At 71.7% G+C, this 19,084-nt stretch carries 15 protein-coding genes; 4 read left to right on the top strand and 11 right to left on the bottom strand.

What is annotated here, in order from left to right; genetic code table 11:
- Nucleotides 1–52 precede the first annotated feature (52 nt).
- The 3 genes from ABUW04_RS28470 to ABUW04_RS28460 are packed head-to-tail and all read left to right on the top strand — an operon-like array spanning nt 53 to nt 3,035.
- Nucleotides 53–1,606: a phenylacetate--CoA ligase family protein gene (locus tag ABUW04_RS28470; protein ID WP_380567204.1), complete on the top strand. Its 1,554-nt coding sequence runs from the start codon at nt 53–55 to the stop codon at nt 1,604–1,606.
- Between the two features lie 5 nt (nt 1,607–1,611).
- Nucleotides 1,612–2,082: a DUF4188 domain-containing protein gene (locus ABUW04_RS28465; RefSeq protein ID WP_380567203.1), complete on the top strand. Its 471-nt coding sequence runs from the start codon at nt 1,612–1,614 to the stop codon at nt 2,080–2,082.
- On the top strand, nt 2,079–3,035 hold the full coding sequence (locus tag ABUW04_RS28460; RefSeq protein ID WP_380567202.1) for a hypothetical protein: 957 nt from the start codon (nt 2,079–2,081) through the stop codon (nt 3,033–3,035). The genes ABUW04_RS28465 and ABUW04_RS28460 overlap by 4 nt, the downstream gene beginning before the upstream one ends.
- Here ABUW04_RS28460 and ABUW04_RS28455 read toward each other — a convergent pair.
- Nucleotides 2,980–4,299, bottom strand: a complete 1,320-nt coding sequence (locus ABUW04_RS28455; RefSeq protein WP_380567201.1) for an alpha-amylase family glycosyl hydrolase — start codon at nt 4,297–4,299, stop codon at nt 2,980–2,982. The genes ABUW04_RS28460 and ABUW04_RS28455 overlap by 56 nt on opposite strands.
- 13 nt (nt 4,300–4,312) lie before the next feature.
- The gene (locus ABUW04_RS28450; protein ID WP_380567199.1) at nt 4,313–4,792 is read right to left on the bottom strand and encodes a MarR family winged helix-turn-helix transcriptional regulator; all 480 of its coding nucleotides are present in this window, start codon (nt 4,790–4,792) and stop codon (nt 4,313–4,315) included.
- Nucleotides 4,793–4,880: 88 nt separating this feature from the next.
- Here ABUW04_RS28450 and ABUW04_RS28445 point away from each other — a divergent pair, with 88 nt between their 5' ends.
- The gene (locus ABUW04_RS28445) at nt 4,881–6,335 is read left to right on the top strand and encodes an FUSC family protein (RefSeq protein ID WP_380567197.1); all 1,455 of its coding nucleotides are present in this window, start codon (nt 4,881–4,883) and stop codon (nt 6,333–6,335) included.
- A 46-nt stretch (nt 6,336–6,381) separates the two neighbouring features.
- Here ABUW04_RS28445 and ABUW04_RS28440 read toward each other — a convergent pair whose 3' ends face one another.
- From ABUW04_RS28440 to ABUW04_RS28400, 9 genes are all read right to left on the bottom strand, one after another.
- The gene (locus tag ABUW04_RS28440; RefSeq protein ID WP_051725880.1) at nt 6,382–7,311 is read right to left on the bottom strand and encodes a thioredoxin domain-containing protein; all 930 of its coding nucleotides are present in this window, start codon (nt 7,309–7,311) and stop codon (nt 6,382–6,384) included.
- Between the two features lie 159 nt (nt 7,312–7,470).
- Nucleotides 7,471–9,030: an ArnT family glycosyltransferase gene (locus tag ABUW04_RS28435; RefSeq protein ID WP_380567194.1), complete on the bottom strand. Its 1,560-nt coding sequence runs from the start codon at nt 9,028–9,030 to the stop codon at nt 7,471–7,473.
- A 63-nt stretch (nt 9,031–9,093) separates the two neighbouring features.
- A complete protein-coding gene (dxs, locus tag ABUW04_RS28430; RefSeq protein ID WP_380567192.1) occupies nt 9,094–10,998 on the bottom strand; it encodes a 1-deoxy-D-xylulose-5-phosphate synthase in 1,905 nt (634 codons plus the stop codon).
- A 289-nt stretch (nt 10,999–11,287) separates the two neighbouring features.
- Nucleotides 11,288–12,553: a sugar ABC transporter permease gene (locus tag ABUW04_RS28425; RefSeq protein ID WP_380567190.1), complete on the bottom strand. Its 1,266-nt coding sequence runs from the start codon at nt 12,551–12,553 to the stop codon at nt 11,288–11,290.
- Nucleotides 12,550–13,329, bottom strand: a complete 780-nt coding sequence (locus ABUW04_RS28420) for an ATP-binding cassette domain-containing protein (RefSeq protein WP_380567188.1) — start codon at nt 13,327–13,329, stop codon at nt 12,550–12,552. The genes ABUW04_RS28425 and ABUW04_RS28420 overlap by 4 nt, the downstream gene beginning before the upstream one ends.
- A gap of 259 nt (nt 13,330–13,588) precedes the next feature.
- Nucleotides 13,589–14,710 carry a sugar ABC transporter substrate-binding protein gene (locus ABUW04_RS28415; protein ID WP_380567186.1) on the bottom strand — a complete coding sequence of 374 codons (1,122 nt, stop codon included), beginning with the start codon at nt 14,708–14,710 and terminating at the stop codon, nt 13,589–13,591.
- A 121-nt stretch (nt 14,711–14,831) separates the two neighbouring features.
- Nucleotides 14,832–16,052 carry an ROK family transcriptional regulator gene (locus ABUW04_RS28410; RefSeq protein WP_030258891.1) on the bottom strand — a complete coding sequence of 407 codons (1,221 nt, stop codon included), beginning with the start codon at nt 16,050–16,052 and terminating at the stop codon, nt 14,832–14,834.
- A gap of 215 nt (nt 16,053–16,267) precedes the next feature.
- The gene (locus tag ABUW04_RS28405; protein WP_380567185.1) at nt 16,268–17,548 is read right to left on the bottom strand and encodes an MFS transporter; all 1,281 of its coding nucleotides are present in this window, start codon (nt 17,546–17,548) and stop codon (nt 16,268–16,270) included.
- Between the two features lie 86 nt (nt 17,549–17,634).
- Nucleotides 17,635–19,014, bottom strand: coding sequence for a GH1 family beta-glucosidase (locus tag ABUW04_RS28400; RefSeq protein WP_380567183.1), 1,380 nt, complete (start codon nt 19,012–19,014; stop codon nt 17,635–17,637).
- Nucleotides 19,015–19,084 lie beyond the last annotated feature (70 nt).

Genomic DNA, 19,084 nt, shown 5'->3' with positions numbered 1-19,084 from the left:
ATTGAGTATCCGTACGCTTACCCGGGCGCTGATGGGTCGTCAACCTTGGTGCATGGGGACCTTTCTGCGCCAGTGGATGCTCCGCATCCTGAGTTTCGGGCTGACCGGGATGTACCGGGTGTACCGCTCGCACCCCGCGGTCTGGCGCGCGATGGCGCGCAACTACCGGCCGTGGATGGGCGACTTCGCCCGCCTGCACGCCTGGATGACCTGCCAGTTCGCCGCGTTGGACGTACCCGCCTACCAGGAGCACCTGGAGCGCGGGGGCTGGCGGTTCCGCTGGTTCTCGCTGGCCTCCTACCCGCCCACCGACAAGGTGGGGTACGTCAAGGCGTACCCGGAGGACGCCCGCTGCTGGAAGGGCCGGGTCGAGGTCGCGGGCAGCGTGGTGGACGAGTCCTCGGGGTCGTCCGGGACCCCGTACAACTGGGTGCGCAGTCGGCGTGAGCTGAACACGGTGCACCGCAATGTGGCCGGGTACACCTCGCTGGTGTTCCCCTCCCGGCGGCTGTTCGTGATCAACGCCTACTCGATGGGCGCCTGGGCCACCGGTACCAACACCGGGATCGCCATGGCGCGGATCGCCACCGTCAAGAACACCGGCCCCGACCTCGACAAGATCGTCGACACCCTGCGCCACTTCGGCCCGCGCTACGACTACCTGGTCACCGCCTACCCCCCGTTCCTGAAGCACCTGCGGGACCGGCTGGCCGGGGAGACCTGGTTCGCCGGCTACCGGATGGCGGCCATGGTCGGCGGCGAGGGGATGACCGAGGCGCTGCGCGACTACGTCGGCGACGTGTTCGCCAAGGTCCGCTCCGGGTACGGGGCCTCGGACCTGACGATCGGCATGGGCGGCGAGACCACCTTCAGCGTCTGGCTGCGCCGCCGGATCCGCGAGGACGCCGCGTTCCGCGAGGCCTTCCTCGGCGCGGACGAGCAGCGGCTGCCCATGGTGTTCCAGTACAACCCGCTGGAGACCTATCTGGAGACCACCGGCGAGGGCCGCACCGGGGAGATCCTCTGCACTATCAACTCCACCGCCGTGATGGCCCCCAAGCTGCGCTACAACATCGGCGACGAGGGCACCCTGCTGAGCTTCCCCGAGGTCTGGGAGCGGATCGCCGCGCTCGCGGTCGACCGCCCCGAGCTGCTGGCCGAGGCCACCCGCACCCATCTGCGCGAGAAGATGCAGCTACCACTGCTGTTCCTCTACGGGCGGGCCGACTCGACCGTCTCCTACATGGGCGCCAACATCTACCCGCAGGACGTCGAGTACGGCCTCTACGAGGGCAACCCGCTGGCCGGTGCCGTCGAGGGCTTCGCGCTGGGGCTGGAGGAGGGCGCCGACCTGGAGTCCCGTCCCGTGGTCCACGTCCAGCTGCGGCCGGGGACGGCGGAGACGGAGCCGGAGCGGGAGCAGCTGGCCGAGGCCTGCCGGGCCGGGGTGCTGCGCCATCTCGCCTCCTGCAGCCGGGACTTCGCCCAGTCGATGGCCGAGGACGCCTCGGCGGCCGAGATCGCGGTACGGATCCACCCGCACGGCACCGGGCCCTTCGCGGGCAGCACCGGTATCAAGAACAGCTACCTGGTCAAGGAGGGTTGAGCCGGATGCGCAGTGACGACTTCTCGCTCGCGCCGGCGCCCGCACAGGCCGGTGCGATGTTCGTCGGGGCGACCCGCTACTCCGGTCCCAGGGCGATCCTCGCCCTCGGCCCCGGCTGGCTGCGGATGGTCCGTGAGATGAAGCGGATGAAGGGCTATGTCTGGCACAAGGTCTACTGGCGCGCGCCCTTCACCCTGGGCACCATCGCCTTCTTCACCGACCGCGACGAACTGCTGAAGTTCGCCCGCAGCAACGCCCATGCCCGGCTGATGTGCTGGCTCACCGACGAGGGAACCGGACGGGCGACCGCCGGGTGGATCCGGATCTACACGGCTGACGCGCACGGCTACACCAACGGCGTCTGGCGCGCCGAGGACGGTGCGCTCGGCCATGTCGACACCTTCGCGCCGCTCAGCACCGAGACCGAACGCGGACTGCCCGCCCGACCGGTGAAGCACCTGTGGAAGCCGTCATGACCTGGAGCGAGGACCTCCCCGCGCTGGCCCCGCTGGCCGCCCGGGCGCCGAGCCCGCACAACGCCCAGCCCTGGACGGTCGGCTACGGCCAGGATGCGCTGACGATCGGCTGGGACCCGGCCCGCTCGCTGCCGATCGGCGACCCCACCCGCCGGGACCTGTACCTCTGCCTGGGCGGCTACCTGGAGACCTGGCTGATCGCCGCCACCGACGCCGGGCTGAACGCCCGCGCCGAGATCGAGGTCGACGAGACGGCCCGCACCGTGGCCCGACTGCTCCCCGCGGACTCCCCCCATGCCACCGACTTCACCGCCGCCGACATCACCGGACGTGCCTGCGCCCGGGGCGGGCACCGGGCCGGACGGCTCGACCCGGAGCAGATCGCCAGAGCAGGGCTCCAACTGACCACCACGGGGCTGACCGAGCTGCCCGCCCAGGAGCTGGCCGGGCTCGCGGTCCGGGCCGACCGCAGGCTCTGGTCCGCCCCCGGGGTCGCCGCCGAGCTGCGCGACTGGCTGCGGTTGACCCCACGTCACCCCCGTTACCACCAGGACGGGTTGACCTACCGGGCGCTGGCGATGTCGCGGGCCGAGGCGGCCGGCCTGCGCGCCGTCCTGGCCGCGCGGGCCAGCCGGCCGCTGGCGCCGCTGCTGGCGTCCACCCAGTCCGGGCTGCTGCGCGGCGAGGGCAGCGTGCTGGTCCTCAGCGGCAGCCCGGAGACCGCGGAGTCCATGGTCGGGGCCGGACGCGAGCTGCTGCGGGTCTGGTACGCGCTGGCGGCCCAGGGCATCTCGGTGCATCCGCTCAGCCAGCTGATCGACTGCCCGGAGACCGAGCGCGAGCTGCGCCGCCGTGTCGGCGCCCGGCCGCTCGCGGTGTTCCGGGCCGGGCACCCGGTCAGCCCGCCTCCGCGATCGGCCCGGCTGCCGTCGCCACCAGCCAGCCGGCCGTAGGCAGTTCGACCTCGCCCCGGTCGACGCTGCCGGGTCCGACGGCATGCCGCCAGTCGCCGTCGGGGAGCGGCAGCCGGACCGGGTCCTCCCCCAGGCTGAGCGCCACCGCGAGGCTCTGCCGCCCGTCGCTCAGGGTGTAGACCAGGGTGGTGTTGGTCAGCAGCCGGACCGTGCTGCGGGCCCGGGTCAGCCAGGGGTGGCGCCGGCGCAGGCCGATCAGCTGCTGGTGCAGCCGCTGGTGGGCGGCGCCGTACGGGGCCAACCCGCTCGGCAGCGGCGGGAAGGCCGGACGGACCGCGTCGTCCCCGCCCACCCGCTCCTCCTTGACCCCGCGGAACGCCTGCTCGTCGCCCGAGTAGACGGACGGGTGGCCGCCGAGGGTGAGCAGCACGGCGAGGGTCGGTGCCAGGTGCCGTTCGTCGTCCAGCCTGCTGGCGATCCGGGTCACGTCGTGGTTGCCGAGGAAGGTCATCGGGACGAAGGCGTCCAGCAGCGCGTTGTGCCGGTCCAGCGCCCAGGCCAGCTCGTAGAGGTTGCGGTCGTTGCAGGAGCTCCACAGCGCCTTCCAGAGCTCGTACTGGGTGACCGAGTCCAGGCCGCCCTTGTCCACGAAGGCCGCGTAGTCCCCGTGGATCACCTCGCCGACGAACCAGACGTCCGGGAAGCGGGCCCTGACCCGGTCGGTGACGGTGCGCCAGAACGCCTGCGGGACGGTGTAGGCGGCGTCCAGGCGCCAGCCGGCGATGCCGAGCTCCAGCCAGTGGCACATCACCTCCACCACGTGGTCGGCGACGGCGGGTTCCTCGTGGTTGAGCGCGACCAGCCGGTGGTGCCCCTCGAAGGTGCGGTAGTCGCCGGTGGCGGGGTCGACGGTGAACCAGGTGGCGTACCGGGAGTCCCGGCCGCGGGCGTCCACGTCGGCGAAGGCCGGGAAGCCCCGGCCGACGTGGTTGAACACGCCGTCGAGGACGATCCGCACCCCGCGTTCCGCTGCCTGGTCGACGAGGCCGCGCAAGTCCTCCTCGGTGCCCAGCCGGGAGTCGATCCGCAGATGGTCAACGGTGTCGTAGCCGTGCGTCTCCGAGGCGAAGACCGGCCCGAGCGCCAGGCCGTTGCAGCCGAGCCCGACCAGGTGGTCCAGCCAGTCGGCGATGTGGGAGAGGCGGTGCACCGGCGGCGCGTCGGGCGGCAGCGCCTGCGGTTCGGCCCCGGTGAAGCCCAGCGGATAGACCTGCCACCAGATGGCGTGCTCGGACCAGCGCATGGCGGGTTCCCCCTCAGTGGGTCGTGGTTCGGTGGGCGGCCTCGGTGGAGCCGGGACCGTCCTCGGCCAGACGGTCCATCAGTGATGCTGCCAGTCGAAGCACTTCACGCTCGGTAGGCGTGAGCCCGCCGAGCGCGGCGGCCAGCCAGCGGTCCCGCTCGGCCATGTCGCGCGCCAGCGCCTCGCGGCCCGCCCCGGTGAGGGCCAGCACGAACTGGCGGCGGTCGCGTTCGTCACGCGAACGGGTGATCAGCCCCGTCTGCTCCAGTTCCGCGAAGACCCGGGTCAGCGACTGGGGCTGCTGGTGCTCCGCCGCGGCGAGCTCGCCGGGCGTGGCGGGGCCGCTGCGACGCAGCCGCGCCAGGACGCTGAGCTTGTTGACGCTCAGCGCCTCGGGCGAGCGGCCGGCCCGCATCTGCCGGGCCAGCCCGGTCACCGCCTGCCGGATCTCCGCCGCTGCGGCGGCCAGCTCCGCTGGTTCTCCCGTTGCCATATTGCTACGCTATCACTTACTAACTGACTACCATCTACTCCCTGGATCGGCTCAATCGAGCGCAACTACCGGCAAGAGGTCCTACGTCATGCTGAGTAAATCCGCGCGTCATGAGCTCCGGGCGACCGCGGTGGCGATGGCCGCCGTGCTCGCGAGCTACGGCAGCACGCTGCTGCTGGAGCGCCTCGCGGAGCTGCGGATCGACGTCGTGGTGCTGTCGGTGGTGCTGTCGCTGACCCTGAGCAGGACGCAGCGCGGGGCGCCCGCCGCCGACCGGCTGCTGGGCCTGGTGCTGCTTCCGGTCGCGGCCTTCGCCGCCGAGGGGGTCGGCACCCTGGTCGCCCGGCATCCCGACGCCGGGGACGCCCTGTTCGTGCTCTGCGTCTGCGCCACCGTCTGGATCCGGCGCTTCGGGCCGCATGCGGCCAGGATCGGCACCGTGGCGGTGCTGCCGTTGGTCTCGATCCTGGTGCTCCAGGGGCCGGTGGGCGCGCCCACCGGGGTCGCGCATGCGGGCTGGGTCGCCCTGGTGGCCCTGATCGTGGCGGGCTGGGTGCTGGTGGTGCAGGTCGGGGCGTGGCGGATCGGCCTGGGCGAGCGGGCCTGGCCGGCTCGGCGGCCCGAGCCGGCCAGGCAGAGCGCCCCGCAGACCGCCCCGCAACCGGCGCCCGGGACTGCCGGAGCGCGCCGGCTGCGGCCCAGCACCCGGATGGCGCTGCAGATGGCCACCGCGCTCGGCGCGGCCTTCGTGGTGGGCCGGTACGCCTACACCGCGCACTGGACCTGGGTGGTGCTCACCGCGTTCATCGTCTGCAGCGGCGCCCGGGGGCGCGCCGACGTGGTGCACAAGGGCGTGCTGCGCGGTGCCGGCGCCGCCCTGGGCACCCTGGTGGCGACCTGGATCGCCGGGGACTTCGGGCCCGGCGACCGCACCCCGGTGGTGCTGATCTTCGTCGTCCTGGCACTGGCGACCTGGCTGCGGAAGACCAGTTACGCGTTCTGGGCGGCCGGGGTCACCTCGGTGCTGTCGCTGCTCTACGGCTACTTCGGGGAGAGCGCCCCGGCGCTGCTGCGGACCCGGCTGCTGGAGATCCTGATCGGCGCCGCCCTCGGGATCGCGGCCTCCTGGCTGGTGCTGCCGGTGCGCACCTCCCAGGTGCTGCGCCGGCGCACCGCGGACGCGCTGGCCGCGCTGTCGGAACTGCTGCGGACGCTGGCCGCCGAGGGGCCGCCGCAGCCGGGTCTGCTGGCCCGCCGGCAGGCGGGGTTCGAGCACAGCGTGGCCCAGCTGGACCAGCTCGCACCGGCGCTGGAGGCCAAGCGGTTCCTGGAGCGGCGCCTGCTCCCGGCGCCCTACCAGGCGGACGCCGTCGACGCGGTACGCCGATGCGTGGCACCGACCCGCGCCCTGGTCGCCTTCGCCGCGGCGGGCGACCCGGCGCAGCCCGCGCAGCTGGCCGCCGCCTTCGGGGAGATCGACGGGGAGCTGCGGCGCCTCTCCGCCTTCTTCGGCCCGGTTCCGGCCGCACCGGCCGGCCGGTAGCGGCCCGGCGCGGCCGGTAAGGGCCGGACTTACCCGATTCCTTCCGTCAGGGAGCGCTCGGCGAGGCCGACGCGGAGGCCGGGACCGAGGGCGCCGCGCCGGCGGACGGGTCGGCGGAGCCGGTACTGCTCGGGGCGGTCACCACTGCGGCTCCGCTGGGCAGCGGCGCGGCCTTGGCCGCGTTGATCACCGTGTCGATCAGCTGCTGCTGGGTGGCCTTGGCACCGTTGCCGATCAGCACCGTGGGAACGGCGGGCGAGGCCTCCCCGGAGGTGGTCATGGTCAGCACCGGGGCACCGCTGTACCCGGCGGCGGTGAAGTCCTTCTGCGAGTCCTCCACCCACACCTTGTGGTTGCCCTTGTCCACGCAGCTGCGGAACACGTCGGTGTCCAGCGCCTTGACCTTCCTGGCCAGCGAGATCAGCTTGGAGTTCGAGGCGTAGGCGTCGTCGGTCGGATCCGCCGGCTGGTTCTCCAGCAGCACCTTGCGGTACTTGCCGAAGTCGTCGACCGAGGTGTCGACGGCGCAGCCCAGCGCGTTGCCCGCCTGCAGCGAGCCGGTGCCGCCGTGGGCCGCGTCCGCCCCGGTGAGCTCCCGGTACTCGACGTTGGCCGCCCCGGAGCCGACCAGCTGGGCCAGCGTGGCGTCGTACTGCTGGGCGAAGGCCAGCGAGGCCGGGTCGCGCATGTCCTCGTAGACGGTCAGGGTGACCGCCGCGTGGCCCCAGACCGGCACCGCGAGGTTCTTCGTCCCGGTGGCCGTGGTCGGCGGGCTGAGCGTCTTGGCCTTGTGGTCACGGACCAGCGCGCCGACGAAGCCGGCGGCCACGAACACCGCGACCACGCCGATCCCGGCCACCACCCAGCGACCGGTCGAACTGCGCCGCACCGTGTCGCCGGTGCTGACCGCACCCACCTGGTCCTGCTTCGTCCCGTCGACCGGCGGGACCTTGCCCTTGCTTGCGGAGCGCTTCACTCAGCCCCTCCTCGGGGTGTCCAGGCGCGAAGGCTCAGTGGCCACGGTTTCACGTGGGGGTGCGGGGGGTCGCCCCCCGGAAGAATGCAGCACCGGATTTCTCTTTCCTCGCCGTCCAGCCGTGCACCCGACAGGATGCCATGGTTGTACGGGAGTACTTCACGCGGGGACGCGGCAGGTCTGGGCATCCTTGAGCCGGTAGATCACCGTGCTGCCGTCGGTGCCCACCCGCTGGTAGTGCGCCGCCAGCAGGGCCCGCATCGGGGCGATGTACTTGGGGGCGTACGGCGCGCCGGCGGAGTCGTCCACGACCACCTCGGGCAGCTGTTCGGACATCTCCGCGTCGAAGGTCTTCCAGGCGTTGGCCATGCCGTCGGCCACACCCACGCTCTCCGGGTCCCGGCCGCCGGCGTAGTTGGTGAGCAGGCCCGCGGTGAGGTAGCGGGTGGCCGGCTTGCGGTCCGCCAGCCAGTACATCTCCGGGTGCATGCCCCAGACCAGTACCGAGTCCTGCGGCTTGGTGTCCTTGGTGACCTCGGCGGCCACCGACTCGGCGTGCTGCAGCGGCTGGTGCGGCCACAGGAAGCCGAGGGCGACGAACGCGGCGCTGGCCGCGAGCGAGTACACCAGCACCGGCTTCCAGCGGGCCGCCCCACGGGCCACGGCGCCGACGCCGAGCAGCACCAGCGGCGGGATCAGCTGCAGGTAGTAGTGGCCGAAGAAGTGGAACCCGGTGATCACGCCGGCCACCGAGGATCCGAACCAGATCCACAGGTCGGCGTCCTCGCGCACCCGGCGCCAGCGCCGGGCCAGCGGGACCAGCAGCCCCAGCGCGGCGACGGCCAGGATCGCGGCGTTGCCGAAGGCCCGGCCGAGCATGTTCAGCCAGGCGCCGTCCAGGGAGGCGTACTCACTGCTGCCGGTGATCACCCAGAAGGCGAAGTTCTTGACCCCGGTGGAGAGCGCGATCACCGTCACCGGCAGCCCGAAGCCGAAGGCCAGCGCCGCCAGCGAGGTGCGCGGCCGGGAGCCGCCCGGCCTGCGGCTGTCCTGGCGCAGCAGCCACAGCACGGCGAACAGCACGGCCCCGCCGGTCTGCTTGGTCAGCGAGGCGGCCGCCACGGCGGCCCCGGCCGGGCCCCAGCGGCGGTTCTGGGCGAACCAGAAGGCCGCGGCGGTGGCCGGCAGCATGAAGACCTCGAAGGTCGCCGCCTGGCTGTCCTCCGGCGACAGCCCGATGGACACCAGCAGGTAGAGCGCCCCGGCCGCGGCGCCGGCCCGGTTGCCCCAGCGCTTGCGGGCGATGGCGGCCAGCAGCACCGCGGTGGCCAGGTGCGCGCCGATGGCGAGCACCCGCAGCGGCCACAGCGAGGTCGAGCCGAAGAGGGCGAAGGCGCCCTCGTAGAGCCAGGGCAGCAGCGGCGGCTTGCGGTCCACGACGGTGTCGTAGAGCACCCCGCCGCCGGCCAGCATCCTGGCCTGGGTGGCGAGGTAGCCCTCGTCCGGGCTCCAGACCGTGCGGGCGAAGGACGGCAGGTGGGTGAGCACGGCCAGGGCCCCGTACAGGGGCACCAGCCGGGCCCAGTAGCCCGTGCGGAGCGCTTCGCGCGCCTGCGCGGCCAGGGCGCCCGGCGAGAGGCGGCCCAGCGGCAGAGCGGCTGAGCCGCCGTTCATCCTCAGCTCGGACGAGCGGCGGCGGTCCGGCGGCTGATTCGACACAGGAGCCACGCTACCCGCTCGCTCCACGTTCACGCAGGCGGGTTTACCGGTCGCAGCCGGGGCTCACACCTCGACGGCTGCCGTGACCTTGGCGACCACGCCGGCGACCCGCTCGGCGATCGCGGGCCCGGTGAGCCCGATCTGCTCCAGGATCTCGTTGCGGGAGGCGTGGTCCAGGAACTCCTGCGGAATGCCGAAGTCGCGCAGCGGCACGTCCACCCCGGCGTCCCGCAGCGCCTGCGCGATGGTCGCGCCGACACCGCCGACCCGGCCGTTGTCCTCGACGGTGACCACCACGCGGTGCTCGGCGGCCAGCCCCGGCAGGGCCGGGTCGACCGGCTTGACCCAGCGCGGGTCGACCACGGTGCTGCTGATGCCCTGGGCGGCCAGCAGGTCGGCGGCCTCCAGGCAGGTCGCGGCCATCGCGCCGACCGAGACCAGCAGCACGTCGGCGCGGACCGGTCCGACCGGCTCGCCGCTGTCGCGCAGCACGTCCATGCCGCCGATCCGGCCCACCGCCGGGATCGCCGGGCCGACGGTGCCCTTGGAGTAGCGGACCACGGTGGGCGCGTCGGAGACCGCCACCGCCTCCCGCAGCTGGGCCCGGAGCTGGTCGGCGTCGCGCGGAGCGGCCAGCCGCAGGCCGGGGACGACCTGGAGGATCGACATGTCCCACATGCCGTTGTGGCTGGCGCCGTCGGTGCCGGTGACCCCGGCCCGGTCCAGCACGAAGGTGACCCCGCAGCGGTGCAGCGCCACGTCCATCAGCACCTGGTCGAAGCACCGGTTGAGGAAGGTCGCGTAGACCGCGACGACCGGGTGCAGCCCGCCGGTGGCCAGACCCGCGGCGCTGACCGCGGCGTGCTGCTCGGCGATGCCGACGTCGTAGGTCCGCTCCGGGAACTCCTTGGCGAACGGGGCCAGGCCGACCGGGTGCAGCATCGCCGCGGTGATCGCGACCAGGTCGCCGCGCTCGCGGCCGAGCGCCACCATCTCCTCGCCGAAGACCGAGGTCCAGTCCTGTCCGGCGGTCTTCACCGGGAGGCCGGTGTCGGGGTGGATCACCCCCACGGCGTGGAAGCGGTCTTCCTCGTTCTGCTCGGCGGCGCGGTAGCCGCGGCCCTTCTGGGTCAGGCAGTGCACGATGACCGGGCCGCCGAAGCCCTTGGCGCGCTTCAGCGCCGACTCCAGCGCCTGCTCGTCGTGGCCGTCGATCGGGCCGATGTACTTCAGGCCCAGGTCCTCGAACATGCCCTGCGGCGCGATGAAGTCCTTGAGGCCCTTCTTGGCGCCGTGCAGGGTCTCGAAGATCTGCTGGCCGACCACCGGGGTGCGCTGCAGCGCGTCCTTGCCCCAGGTGAGGAAGCGCTCGTAACCCTGGGTGGTGCGCAGGGTGGCCAGGTGGTTGGCCATGCCGCCGATGGTGGGCGAGTAGGAGCGCTCGTTGTCGTTGACCACGATGATCAGCGGACGGTCCTGCGCCTCGGCGATGTTGTTCAGCGCCTCCCAGGCCATCCCGCCGGTCAGCGCGCCGTCGCCGATCACCGCGACCACGCTGCGGTCCGTCAGCCCCTGCAGCTCGTTGGCCTTGGCCAGGCCGTCGGCGTAGCCGAGCACGGTGGAGGCGTGCGAGTTCTCGATCACGTCGTGCTCGGACTCGGCCCTGGACGGGTAGCCGGACAGGCCGCCCTTGACCCGCAGCCGGGAGAAGTCCTGACGGCCCGTGAGCAGCTTGTGGACGTAGCTCTGGTGACCGGTGTCAAAGAGGACCCGGTCCTTCGGGGAGTCGAACACCCGGTGCAGAGCCAGCGTCAGCTCGACCACGCCGAGGTTGGGGCCGAGGTGGCCGCCCGTCTTGGACACCTCCTCGACCAGGAAGCCCCGGATCTCCTCGGCCAGGACGCTGAGCTGCCCCGGGGTGAGTCGGTCCAGGTCGCGGGGTCCCCGAATGCGGGTCAGCAGGGCCACCCGTTCCTCCTTGCGTCGTCGACTCCGCCGTCGTTGGACAGCAGAGAGACATGAGTCTAGTAGGGACTGCTCCGAACGGGGGCACCTGAGGTGCCGGGTGCCGTAGCGGGGTCCCCGGGCCCGGACATGCGACTGCCCGGCACCGGAGCGGTACGGTGCCGGGCAGTCAGCGTGGCGCGGGGAGAGAGACCCCGCACCCGCGGCCACCGGCCCGGTCCGGAGCGGACCTCCCCCTCAGAGGTCCGTCCCGGAGCAGTGGGGCCGGTGGAGCAGTTGGAGCGGCGAAGCCTCAGGCGCGGCCGGAGGACTTCTGGGTGCGGCGCGACAGCGAGTCGACGACCACGGCGGCCAGCAGCACGCCACCGGTGATCATGTACTGCACCGACTGCGCCTCGCCGAGCATGAACAGGCCGGCGTTGATGGACTCGATGACCAGCATGCCGAGCAGGGCCGACCAGACCTTGCCGCGCCCGCCGAAGAGGCTGGTGCCGCCGATGACCGCGGCCGCGATGGCCATCATCAGGTTGTTGGGGTCGGAACCGCCCTGGTTGGCGGAGCTGATGGTGGCGGAGATCACCAGGCCGCCGAGGGCGGCGAAGAAACCGGAGATGGCGTAGACCGAGATCCGGATCGCGGCGACGTTGATACCGGCGCGGCGGCTGGCCTCGATGTTGCCACCGACCGCGAAGATCTTCCGGCCGTAGCTGGTGCGACGCAGCACGAAGTCGCAGATGATCAGCGCGGCGAGGAAGAACACCAGGTTGTTCGGGACACCCTTGTGCAGGTTCAGCACGTAGGCGGAGCCGAAGGCGGCGATCGCCAGCACGACCGTGCGCAGCACGATCTCACTGGTGGGGCGGAACGGGACCTTGGCGCTGCGGCGGCGGCCCTGCTCACCGAGGCTGCTGAAGAGCAGCGCGGCCACGCCGACACCGGCGAGGATGTAGGCGCCGGCGATGTCGCCGTTGAGGAAGAAGCTGTTGCCGCCGAAGAGGTGGATCAGACCGGTGTCCGGCAGGTTGATGGTGCCGGTGTCGCCCAGCAGCCACAGCATCAGGCCGTTCCAGCCCAGGAAGCCGGCCAGGGTGACCACGAAGGCCGGCACGCCGATCTTGGCGAAGACGAAGCCGTGGATCGCGCCGATGACGGCGCCGGTGGCCAGCGCCGCGATGGTGGCCAGCCAGAGGTTGACCCCGTGGGTGACCGAGAGCACCGCGAAGATGGCCGCGGACAGACCGCTCACCGAGCCGACCGACAGGTCGATCTCACCCAGCAGCAGCACGAACACCAGGCCGATGGAGAGCGTGCCGATGCCCACCATGTAGTAGGCGATGTACTCGAAGTTGGACGCCGAGAGGAAGTTGCCGTTGGACGCGGCGAAGGCGGCCCAGATCACGATCAGGCCGATGATCACGGGCAGCGAGCCGAGCTCACCACCGCGGATCTTGCGCTTGAACTCGTTGATGTAGCCGGAGAAGCCCTGCTCGCGGACGAGCAGTCGCGGGTCGATGGCCTGCTCCACCGCGGGGGCCGGGGCGTCGATGTTGTTGCTCACTTGGTGGCCTCCGCCGTGCGGCTCTGGCGTCGGGTCACCGCGTTGTCGGTGGCACCGGTGATCGCGGCGATGATGGTTTCCTGGGTGGTCCCGTGGACCGGGAACGTCCCGTTGTTCTTCCCGAGGCGCAGCACGGCGACCCGGTCCGCGACCGCGCGGACGTCGACCATGTTGTGGCTGATCAGGATGACGCCGAGGCCGCGCTCACGCAGCCGCTCGACCAGGTCGAGGACCTGGGCGGTCTGCTCGACGCCGAGGGCGGCGGTGGGCTCGTCCAGGATGACGACCTTGGGGTCGCCGATCAGCGAGCGGGCGATGGCCACCACCTGGCGCTGGCCGCCGGAGAGGCTGGCGACCGGGATGCGCACGCTGGGTATGCGGATGGACAGGGTGCTGAGCAGTTCCTGCGCCTTCTGCTCCATGGTGACCTCGTCCAGGGTCCCGCGGCGCTTCAACTCGCGGCCCAGGTAGAGGTTGTTGACGACGTCCAGGTTGTCGCAGAGCGCCAGGTCCTGGTAGACGGTGGCGACGCCGAGGTGCTGGGCGTCCTGCGGCCGGTTGATGTGGACCGACCTGCCCTCCCACTCGATGACGCCGTCGTCGATCGGGTGAACGCCCGCGATCGTCTTCACCAGGGTGGACTTACCGGCGCCGTTGTCACCGACCAGGGCGACCACCTCACCGGCGTGGACCTCCAGCTCGACGTCCGTCAGAACCTGGACGGCGCCGAAGCGCTTGGAGACCCCGCGCAACGCCAGTACGGGTGCGCTTGTCACGTAAACCAACTCCTTAACCACCCGGTGCCTCGGGTGGGTTGCCGCGCCGTCCCGGGCGCAGACGGGTATGCGAAACACGAACTTTCCGGGGCCCGGGACCCCGAAACCCCCGCGGACCGGATCCGGCAGCACGGGCTGATGGCCCGTCAACTGCCAATGGTCCCGCGCCGAGCCCCGCGCGGGAATCCTTCCGGCTGGTGGCCGGGGTCGGATGTCCCGCGCGGGGCGATCGGACTGGGTGCTGCTCGGCTACTGCTGCTTACTGGATGCCGGCGGCGGTGCAGGCGGCCTTGTAGGCCGCGGTGCAGATGTCGCTGGCGGACCACAGGCCGTCCTTGACCACGGTGGACTCGACGTTGGCCTTGGTGACCAGCTGCGGGGTCAGCAGGTCCGAGGGGACGCTGTCGCCGGAGCCGCTGGTCTTGGTGGTGGTGGCGACCGAGGTGATGCTGGTGCCGTTCAGCAGGTCGACCGCGAGGGTGGCGGCGGCGTCGGCCTCGGGCTTGTACGCCTTGTAGACGGTGTAGGCCTGGGTGCCGGAGATGATCCGCTGGATCGCGTCGAGCTGCGCGTCCTGGCCGCCGATCGGCAGGTTGCCGATGCCGGCGTTCTTCATCGAGGTGACGATACCGGCGGCCATGCCGTCGTTGGCCGAGTAGAAGCCGGCGATGTTCTTGGCGCCGACCTGGTTGATCGCGGCGGAGGCCTTCTGCGCGGCGACGTCAGCCTTCCACAGACCCGAGGCGTCGTAGGCGATGGTGAGCTTGCCCTTGACCGCGGCCTGGAAGCCGGACTTGAAGTCGGCGGCGTTGGGGTCGGCCGAGTCGCCGTCGATCTCGACGATCTTGGCGGACGGGGTGGCCTTGGAGCCGAGGGCGTCCAGCAGGCCCTGGCCCTGGAGGGTGCCGACGGCCACGTTGTCGAAGGAGACGTAGGCCGAGACCGGGCCCTGGGCGAGACGGTCGTACGCGATGACCTTGATGCCCTTGTCCACGGCCGCCTGGACCGAGGACTTGATCGCGGCCGAGTCCTGCGCGTCGACGATGAGGACCTTGACGCCGGCGTTGATCATGGTGGTGACCTGCTGCGCCTGGGTGGCGGCGCTGCCCGCGGCGTTGGCGTACTGCACCGTGGCGTTGGGAGCGAGCTCCTTGATCTTCTGCTCGATCAGCGGCTTGTCGAACTTCTCGTAGCGGGTGGTCTGGTTCTCCGGGAGAAGCAGACCGATGGTGCCGGTGCCGGCGGCGGAAGAGCCGCTGCTCGCGGCAGCCGAAGTGGTGGAGGAGCTGGAGCTGCTTCCGGCCTTGCCACAAGCAGCCATACCGAGCGCCATCGAGACTGCAGCAGTCGCGACGACAGTGCGGCGAAGAGAAGTGTTCATCGTGTGGGGTGCCTCCCTGACGCGGTCGCCACTTTGCGACCGAGGTGTGAGGGAGTCAACCTCCCTGGTGAGGCTGGCGTCAATAAGTAAATCCTCACCACCTGCAATCCGAACCTTTTCGTTATCTTCCTGAAGGCACGACCGCAACAGAACGGGCCGAATCCCTACCGTCGGTGGCCGGCAATGCCCCAGAGTCACCCATCTCCGACATGACCAGCGCCAATGCCCCGAGGACCTCGGCCCGGCCGCCCAACGTGCCCGGGACCACCGACAGCTGCCGCGCCGCGCTGGGGATGGCGTAGCGGGCCACGGACTCCCGGATCGGGTCCAGCACCAGGTCACCGGCCTCCGCCAGGTCGCCGCCGAGGATCACCCGACGCGGGTTCAGCAGGTTGCAGAGGTTGGCGACACCGGTGCCGATCTGCCGCCCCACGTCGGCCAGCACCCGGCGGCAGCCCAGGTCGCCGCGCTGGGCCAGCTGGACCACCTTGGAGAGGGTCAGATCGGTGCCGTGACTGCTGCTCAGCAGGTTCAGGACATGACGGGAGCCGACGAAGGTCTCCAGGCAGCCGCGGTTGCCGCAGCGGCACACCGGGCCGGACTCGTCCAGGGTGATGTGCCCGATCTCACCGGCCGTGCCGCCCGGTCCGCGGTAGATCTGACCCGAGATCACCAGGCCCGCGCCGACACCGCTGGCGACCTTGATGTAGGCCAGGTCGGACAGGCCCCGGCCGGCCCCCCAGACCAGCTCGCCGAGCGCGCCCAGGTTGGCGTCGTTGTCGACGTAGACGGGCATCCCCAGGCGGCTGGAGAGCTCGCGCCCGGGGGCGATCCCGGTCCAGCCCGGGAGGATCGCGGTGGAGCCCAGGGCCCCGGTCTCGCCGTCGATCGGCCCGGGCACGCCGAGGCCGACCCCGATCACCTTGTCGGGGCGGAAGCCGGTCTGCTCCAGCAGCCGGGCCACCAGTTGCTCGGCCCGGCCGAAACCCTGGTCCGCCGAGGCGTCGGTGTCCAGCGGCTCGCTCTCCTCGGCCAGCACCCGGTGGGCCAGGTTGCCCACCGCCACCCGGAGGTGCGAGTGGCCGAAGTCGACGCCCACCACGATCCCGGCGTCGGCGCTCAGCGAGACGCTGCGGGCCCGTCGGCCGCCGGAGGAGGTCGGGGTGACCACGACCGTGCCGACATCCTTCAGTTCCCGCACGATGTTGGACACAGTGGCGGCCGACAGGCCGGTGGTCCTGGCGATCTCGGCCTGGGTCAGTGAGCCGGCCATCCGGACCGCTCTCAGCACCCGTTCCAGATTGGCCCGATGCAGAGAGGACTGCGATCCTGGCGTGTCCACGGACATGTTCCACCCTCCCAGGACCTGGCGACCCGACCGTCCACCAGGGCCCGCCGCGACGTTGCGGCCAAGCTCAGTTACAACTTATGAAGCCTAAGCTCAGCCAATGGGGCGATGTCACGTCAAGACTGAAGGCCGATCGTTGCGAAACCTATGCCGCGATGGGGTGGGATTGGGATGGTTTGCCCAGCCGGATTCTTTGCTCTCGCTCAGGGTCAGTCGACCGAGCGGACGTTCCGCACCAGCACCCCGCCCAGCACCGTGACCACCGCCGTGGCCAGATAGAGCGCGGTGTAGCCGCCGAGCCAGGCCACGATCGGAGCGGCCAGGGCCGGCGCGAGCACCTGCGGCCCCGAGTTGGCGACATTGATCACACCCAGGTCCTTGGCCCGGTCCAGGGCGGCCGGCAGCACCTGGGTCACCAGCGCCTGGTCCACCGCGAGGTAGACGCCGAATCCCGCGCCCAGGACCGCGGCGGCCGCCATCGCCGCCGTCCAGGTGTGGACGAAGGCGAGCAGCACCGCCGCCACCGCCATCACCGCGCAGCTGATCAGGACGAAGGGCTTGCGCCGTCCGCGCCGGTCGGAGATCCGGCCGACCGGGACCGCGGTCAGTCCGGCGAACAGCGTGTAGATCACGGTGAGGATCAGCACGCCGGTGCCGGGGTCGCCGTAGTGCACCGAGTCGGTCAGGTAGAAGAGCAGGTAGAGCGTCCCCAGGGCGTTCCCGAGGTTGATCAGGAAGCGGGTCAGCCAGGCCCAGGCGAAGTCCGGGTGGGCCCGGGGGCTGATCCACAGCCCGGCCAGGATCCCGCGCAGGTCCAGGGCGGGCCGCAGCGCGCGCGGCAGCACCGGCTCGGGGAAGCGCAGCACGAAGGGCAGCGCCAGCGCCACCGTGAGCAGCGCCAGGCAGCCGTAGCCGGACCAGACCCCGGTGAACAGCAGTGTGGTCAGCAGGGCCCCGAGGACCAGCCCGAAGGACTGCATGATCCCGGTCCAGCCGGAGACCTCGGCCCGCTGCTCCACCGGGACGGTGTCGGCGACCGGGGTGGTGACCCCGGCCAGCATCCCGTTCAGCCCCGCCTGCGCGAGGCACCAGCCGAGGGCCACGCCCAGTACCGAGTGCTGGGCGGCGGTGACGGCGAGCCCGGCCGCCCCGGCCAGGGCCCCGCCCACGATCCAGGGGCGGCGCCGTCCCCAGCGGCTCAGGGTGCGGTCCGACAGGGCACCGGCGAGCGGGTTGGCGACGACGGCGACCAGCGCCCCGGCCCCGGTGACCCAGGCCAGCGCCGTCGACTTGTGCGCCGGGTCGATGTGTTCGAGCTGCAGCGGCAGCAGGATCTGGATCGGCGTCATGAAGGCCATGAACACCGCCAGGGTGGACAGGCTCAGCGCGGCGGTCCAGGCCGGCCGGACCCGGACGACGGGTTCGCCGAGGCCGGCGGGGCCTGGGGCACCGGACCCGTCGAGCGGCGCGTCCACACTGAGCTCGGGCATCTGCACTCCCACCCACCGCGCATGGAACGTGAGTCGATCTCACATTTGTGCGGAGTGTAGTGGCGGGCCGGAGCGCTGGGAAGGTTTCAGCCGCTGCGGTGTCGGGAGATGCGGTGTTCGGCGATGCGGTCGCGGTACCAGGCGTAGGACGCCTTGGGCGTCCGCACCAGCGTCTCGAAGTCCACGTGGACCAGCCCGAAGCGCTGGTGGTAGCCCTCGGCCCATTCGAAGTTGTCCAGCAGCGACCAGGTGAAGTAGCCGCGGACGTCCACGCCCCGGGCGACGGCCTCGGCCACCGCGTCGATGTGGTCGCGCAGGTAGTCGATCCTGGCCCGGTCGTCGACCGCGCCGTCCAGCAGCTCGTCCGGCTGCGAGCAGCCGTTCTCGGTGATCCACAGCGGCGGCAGCGCGTCGCCGTAGCGCTCCGCGGTGCCCACCAGCAGCTCGGTCAGCCCGTCCGGCACCACCGGCCAGCCGAAGGCGGTGCGCCGGTACGGTCCGGCGGGCGCCGCCGGCTCCACCGGCTCCGCCAGGTCGAAGGGCAGCAGGGCGTCCGGGGTCTCCGGCGCCTTGACCCAGGTCGGGTTGTAGTAGTTGAGGCCCAGGCCGTCGATCGGTGCGGCGATGGCCTCCAGGTCGCCCTCCCTGATCAGGCCGCCCCAAGCAGGGTCGGTCAGACCGTAGCCGGACAGGTCGGGATAGCGGCCGAGCAGCAGCGGGTCGTTGAACAGCCGGTTGTGCAGGTTGTCGTAGGCCTCGGCGGCGGCGCGGTCCGCCTCGGTGTCGCCGGCCACCCGGACCGGTGTGCAGTTGTTGGCGATCAGCACCTCCTCGGCGCCGTGCCGGCGCAGCTCGGCGGCGGCCAGTCCGTGGCCCAGCAACTGGTGGTGCGCCACCGGGAGGGCGTCCAGCATCAGCGCGCGGCCCGGGGCGTGGATGCCGAAGGCGTAGCCGTAGACCATGTGCACAAAGGGCTCATTGAGGGTGATCCAGCGCCTGACCCGGTCGGCGAGGCGTTCGGCGACGACCGCCGCGTACTCGGCGAACCGGTATGCGGTGTCGCGGTTCAGCCAGCCGTTCTGCTGCTCCAGCGCCTGCGGCAGGTCCCAGTGGAACAGCGTGGGGGTGGGCGCGATCCCGGCCGCGAGCAGCTCGTCCACCAGCCGGTCGTAGAAGTCGAGGCCGGCCTGGTTGACGGCGCCGGAACCGGTCGGCAGGATCCGCGGCCAGGAGACCGAGAAGCGGTAGGCGTCCAGACCGAGGCCCTTCATCAGCGCCACGTCCTCGGGGAACCGGTGGTAGTGGTCGCAGGCGGTGTCGCCGGTGTGGCCGTCGCGCACCGCGTCCGGGCGCCGGGTGAAGGCGTCCCAGACCGAATCGCCCTTGCCGTCCTCATGGGCGGCGCCCTCGATCTGGTAGGCGGCGGTGGAGGCACCCCAGGTGAACGAGGCGGGAAGCTGCGGCATGGGCGGTCCACTCCTTGCGGGGGGCGGTGGCTGGCGACGGTACGAACATGAGCTTCACTCGCATTTCATG

The organism is Streptacidiphilus jeojiensis, from assembly GCF_042510965.1.
GTDB lineage: Bacteria > Actinomycetota > Actinomycetes > Streptomycetales > Streptomycetaceae > Streptacidiphilus > Streptacidiphilus jeojiensis.
Note: the sequence above shows the minus strand (reverse complement) of the source record. Positions and strands in the feature narration are given on the sequence as shown.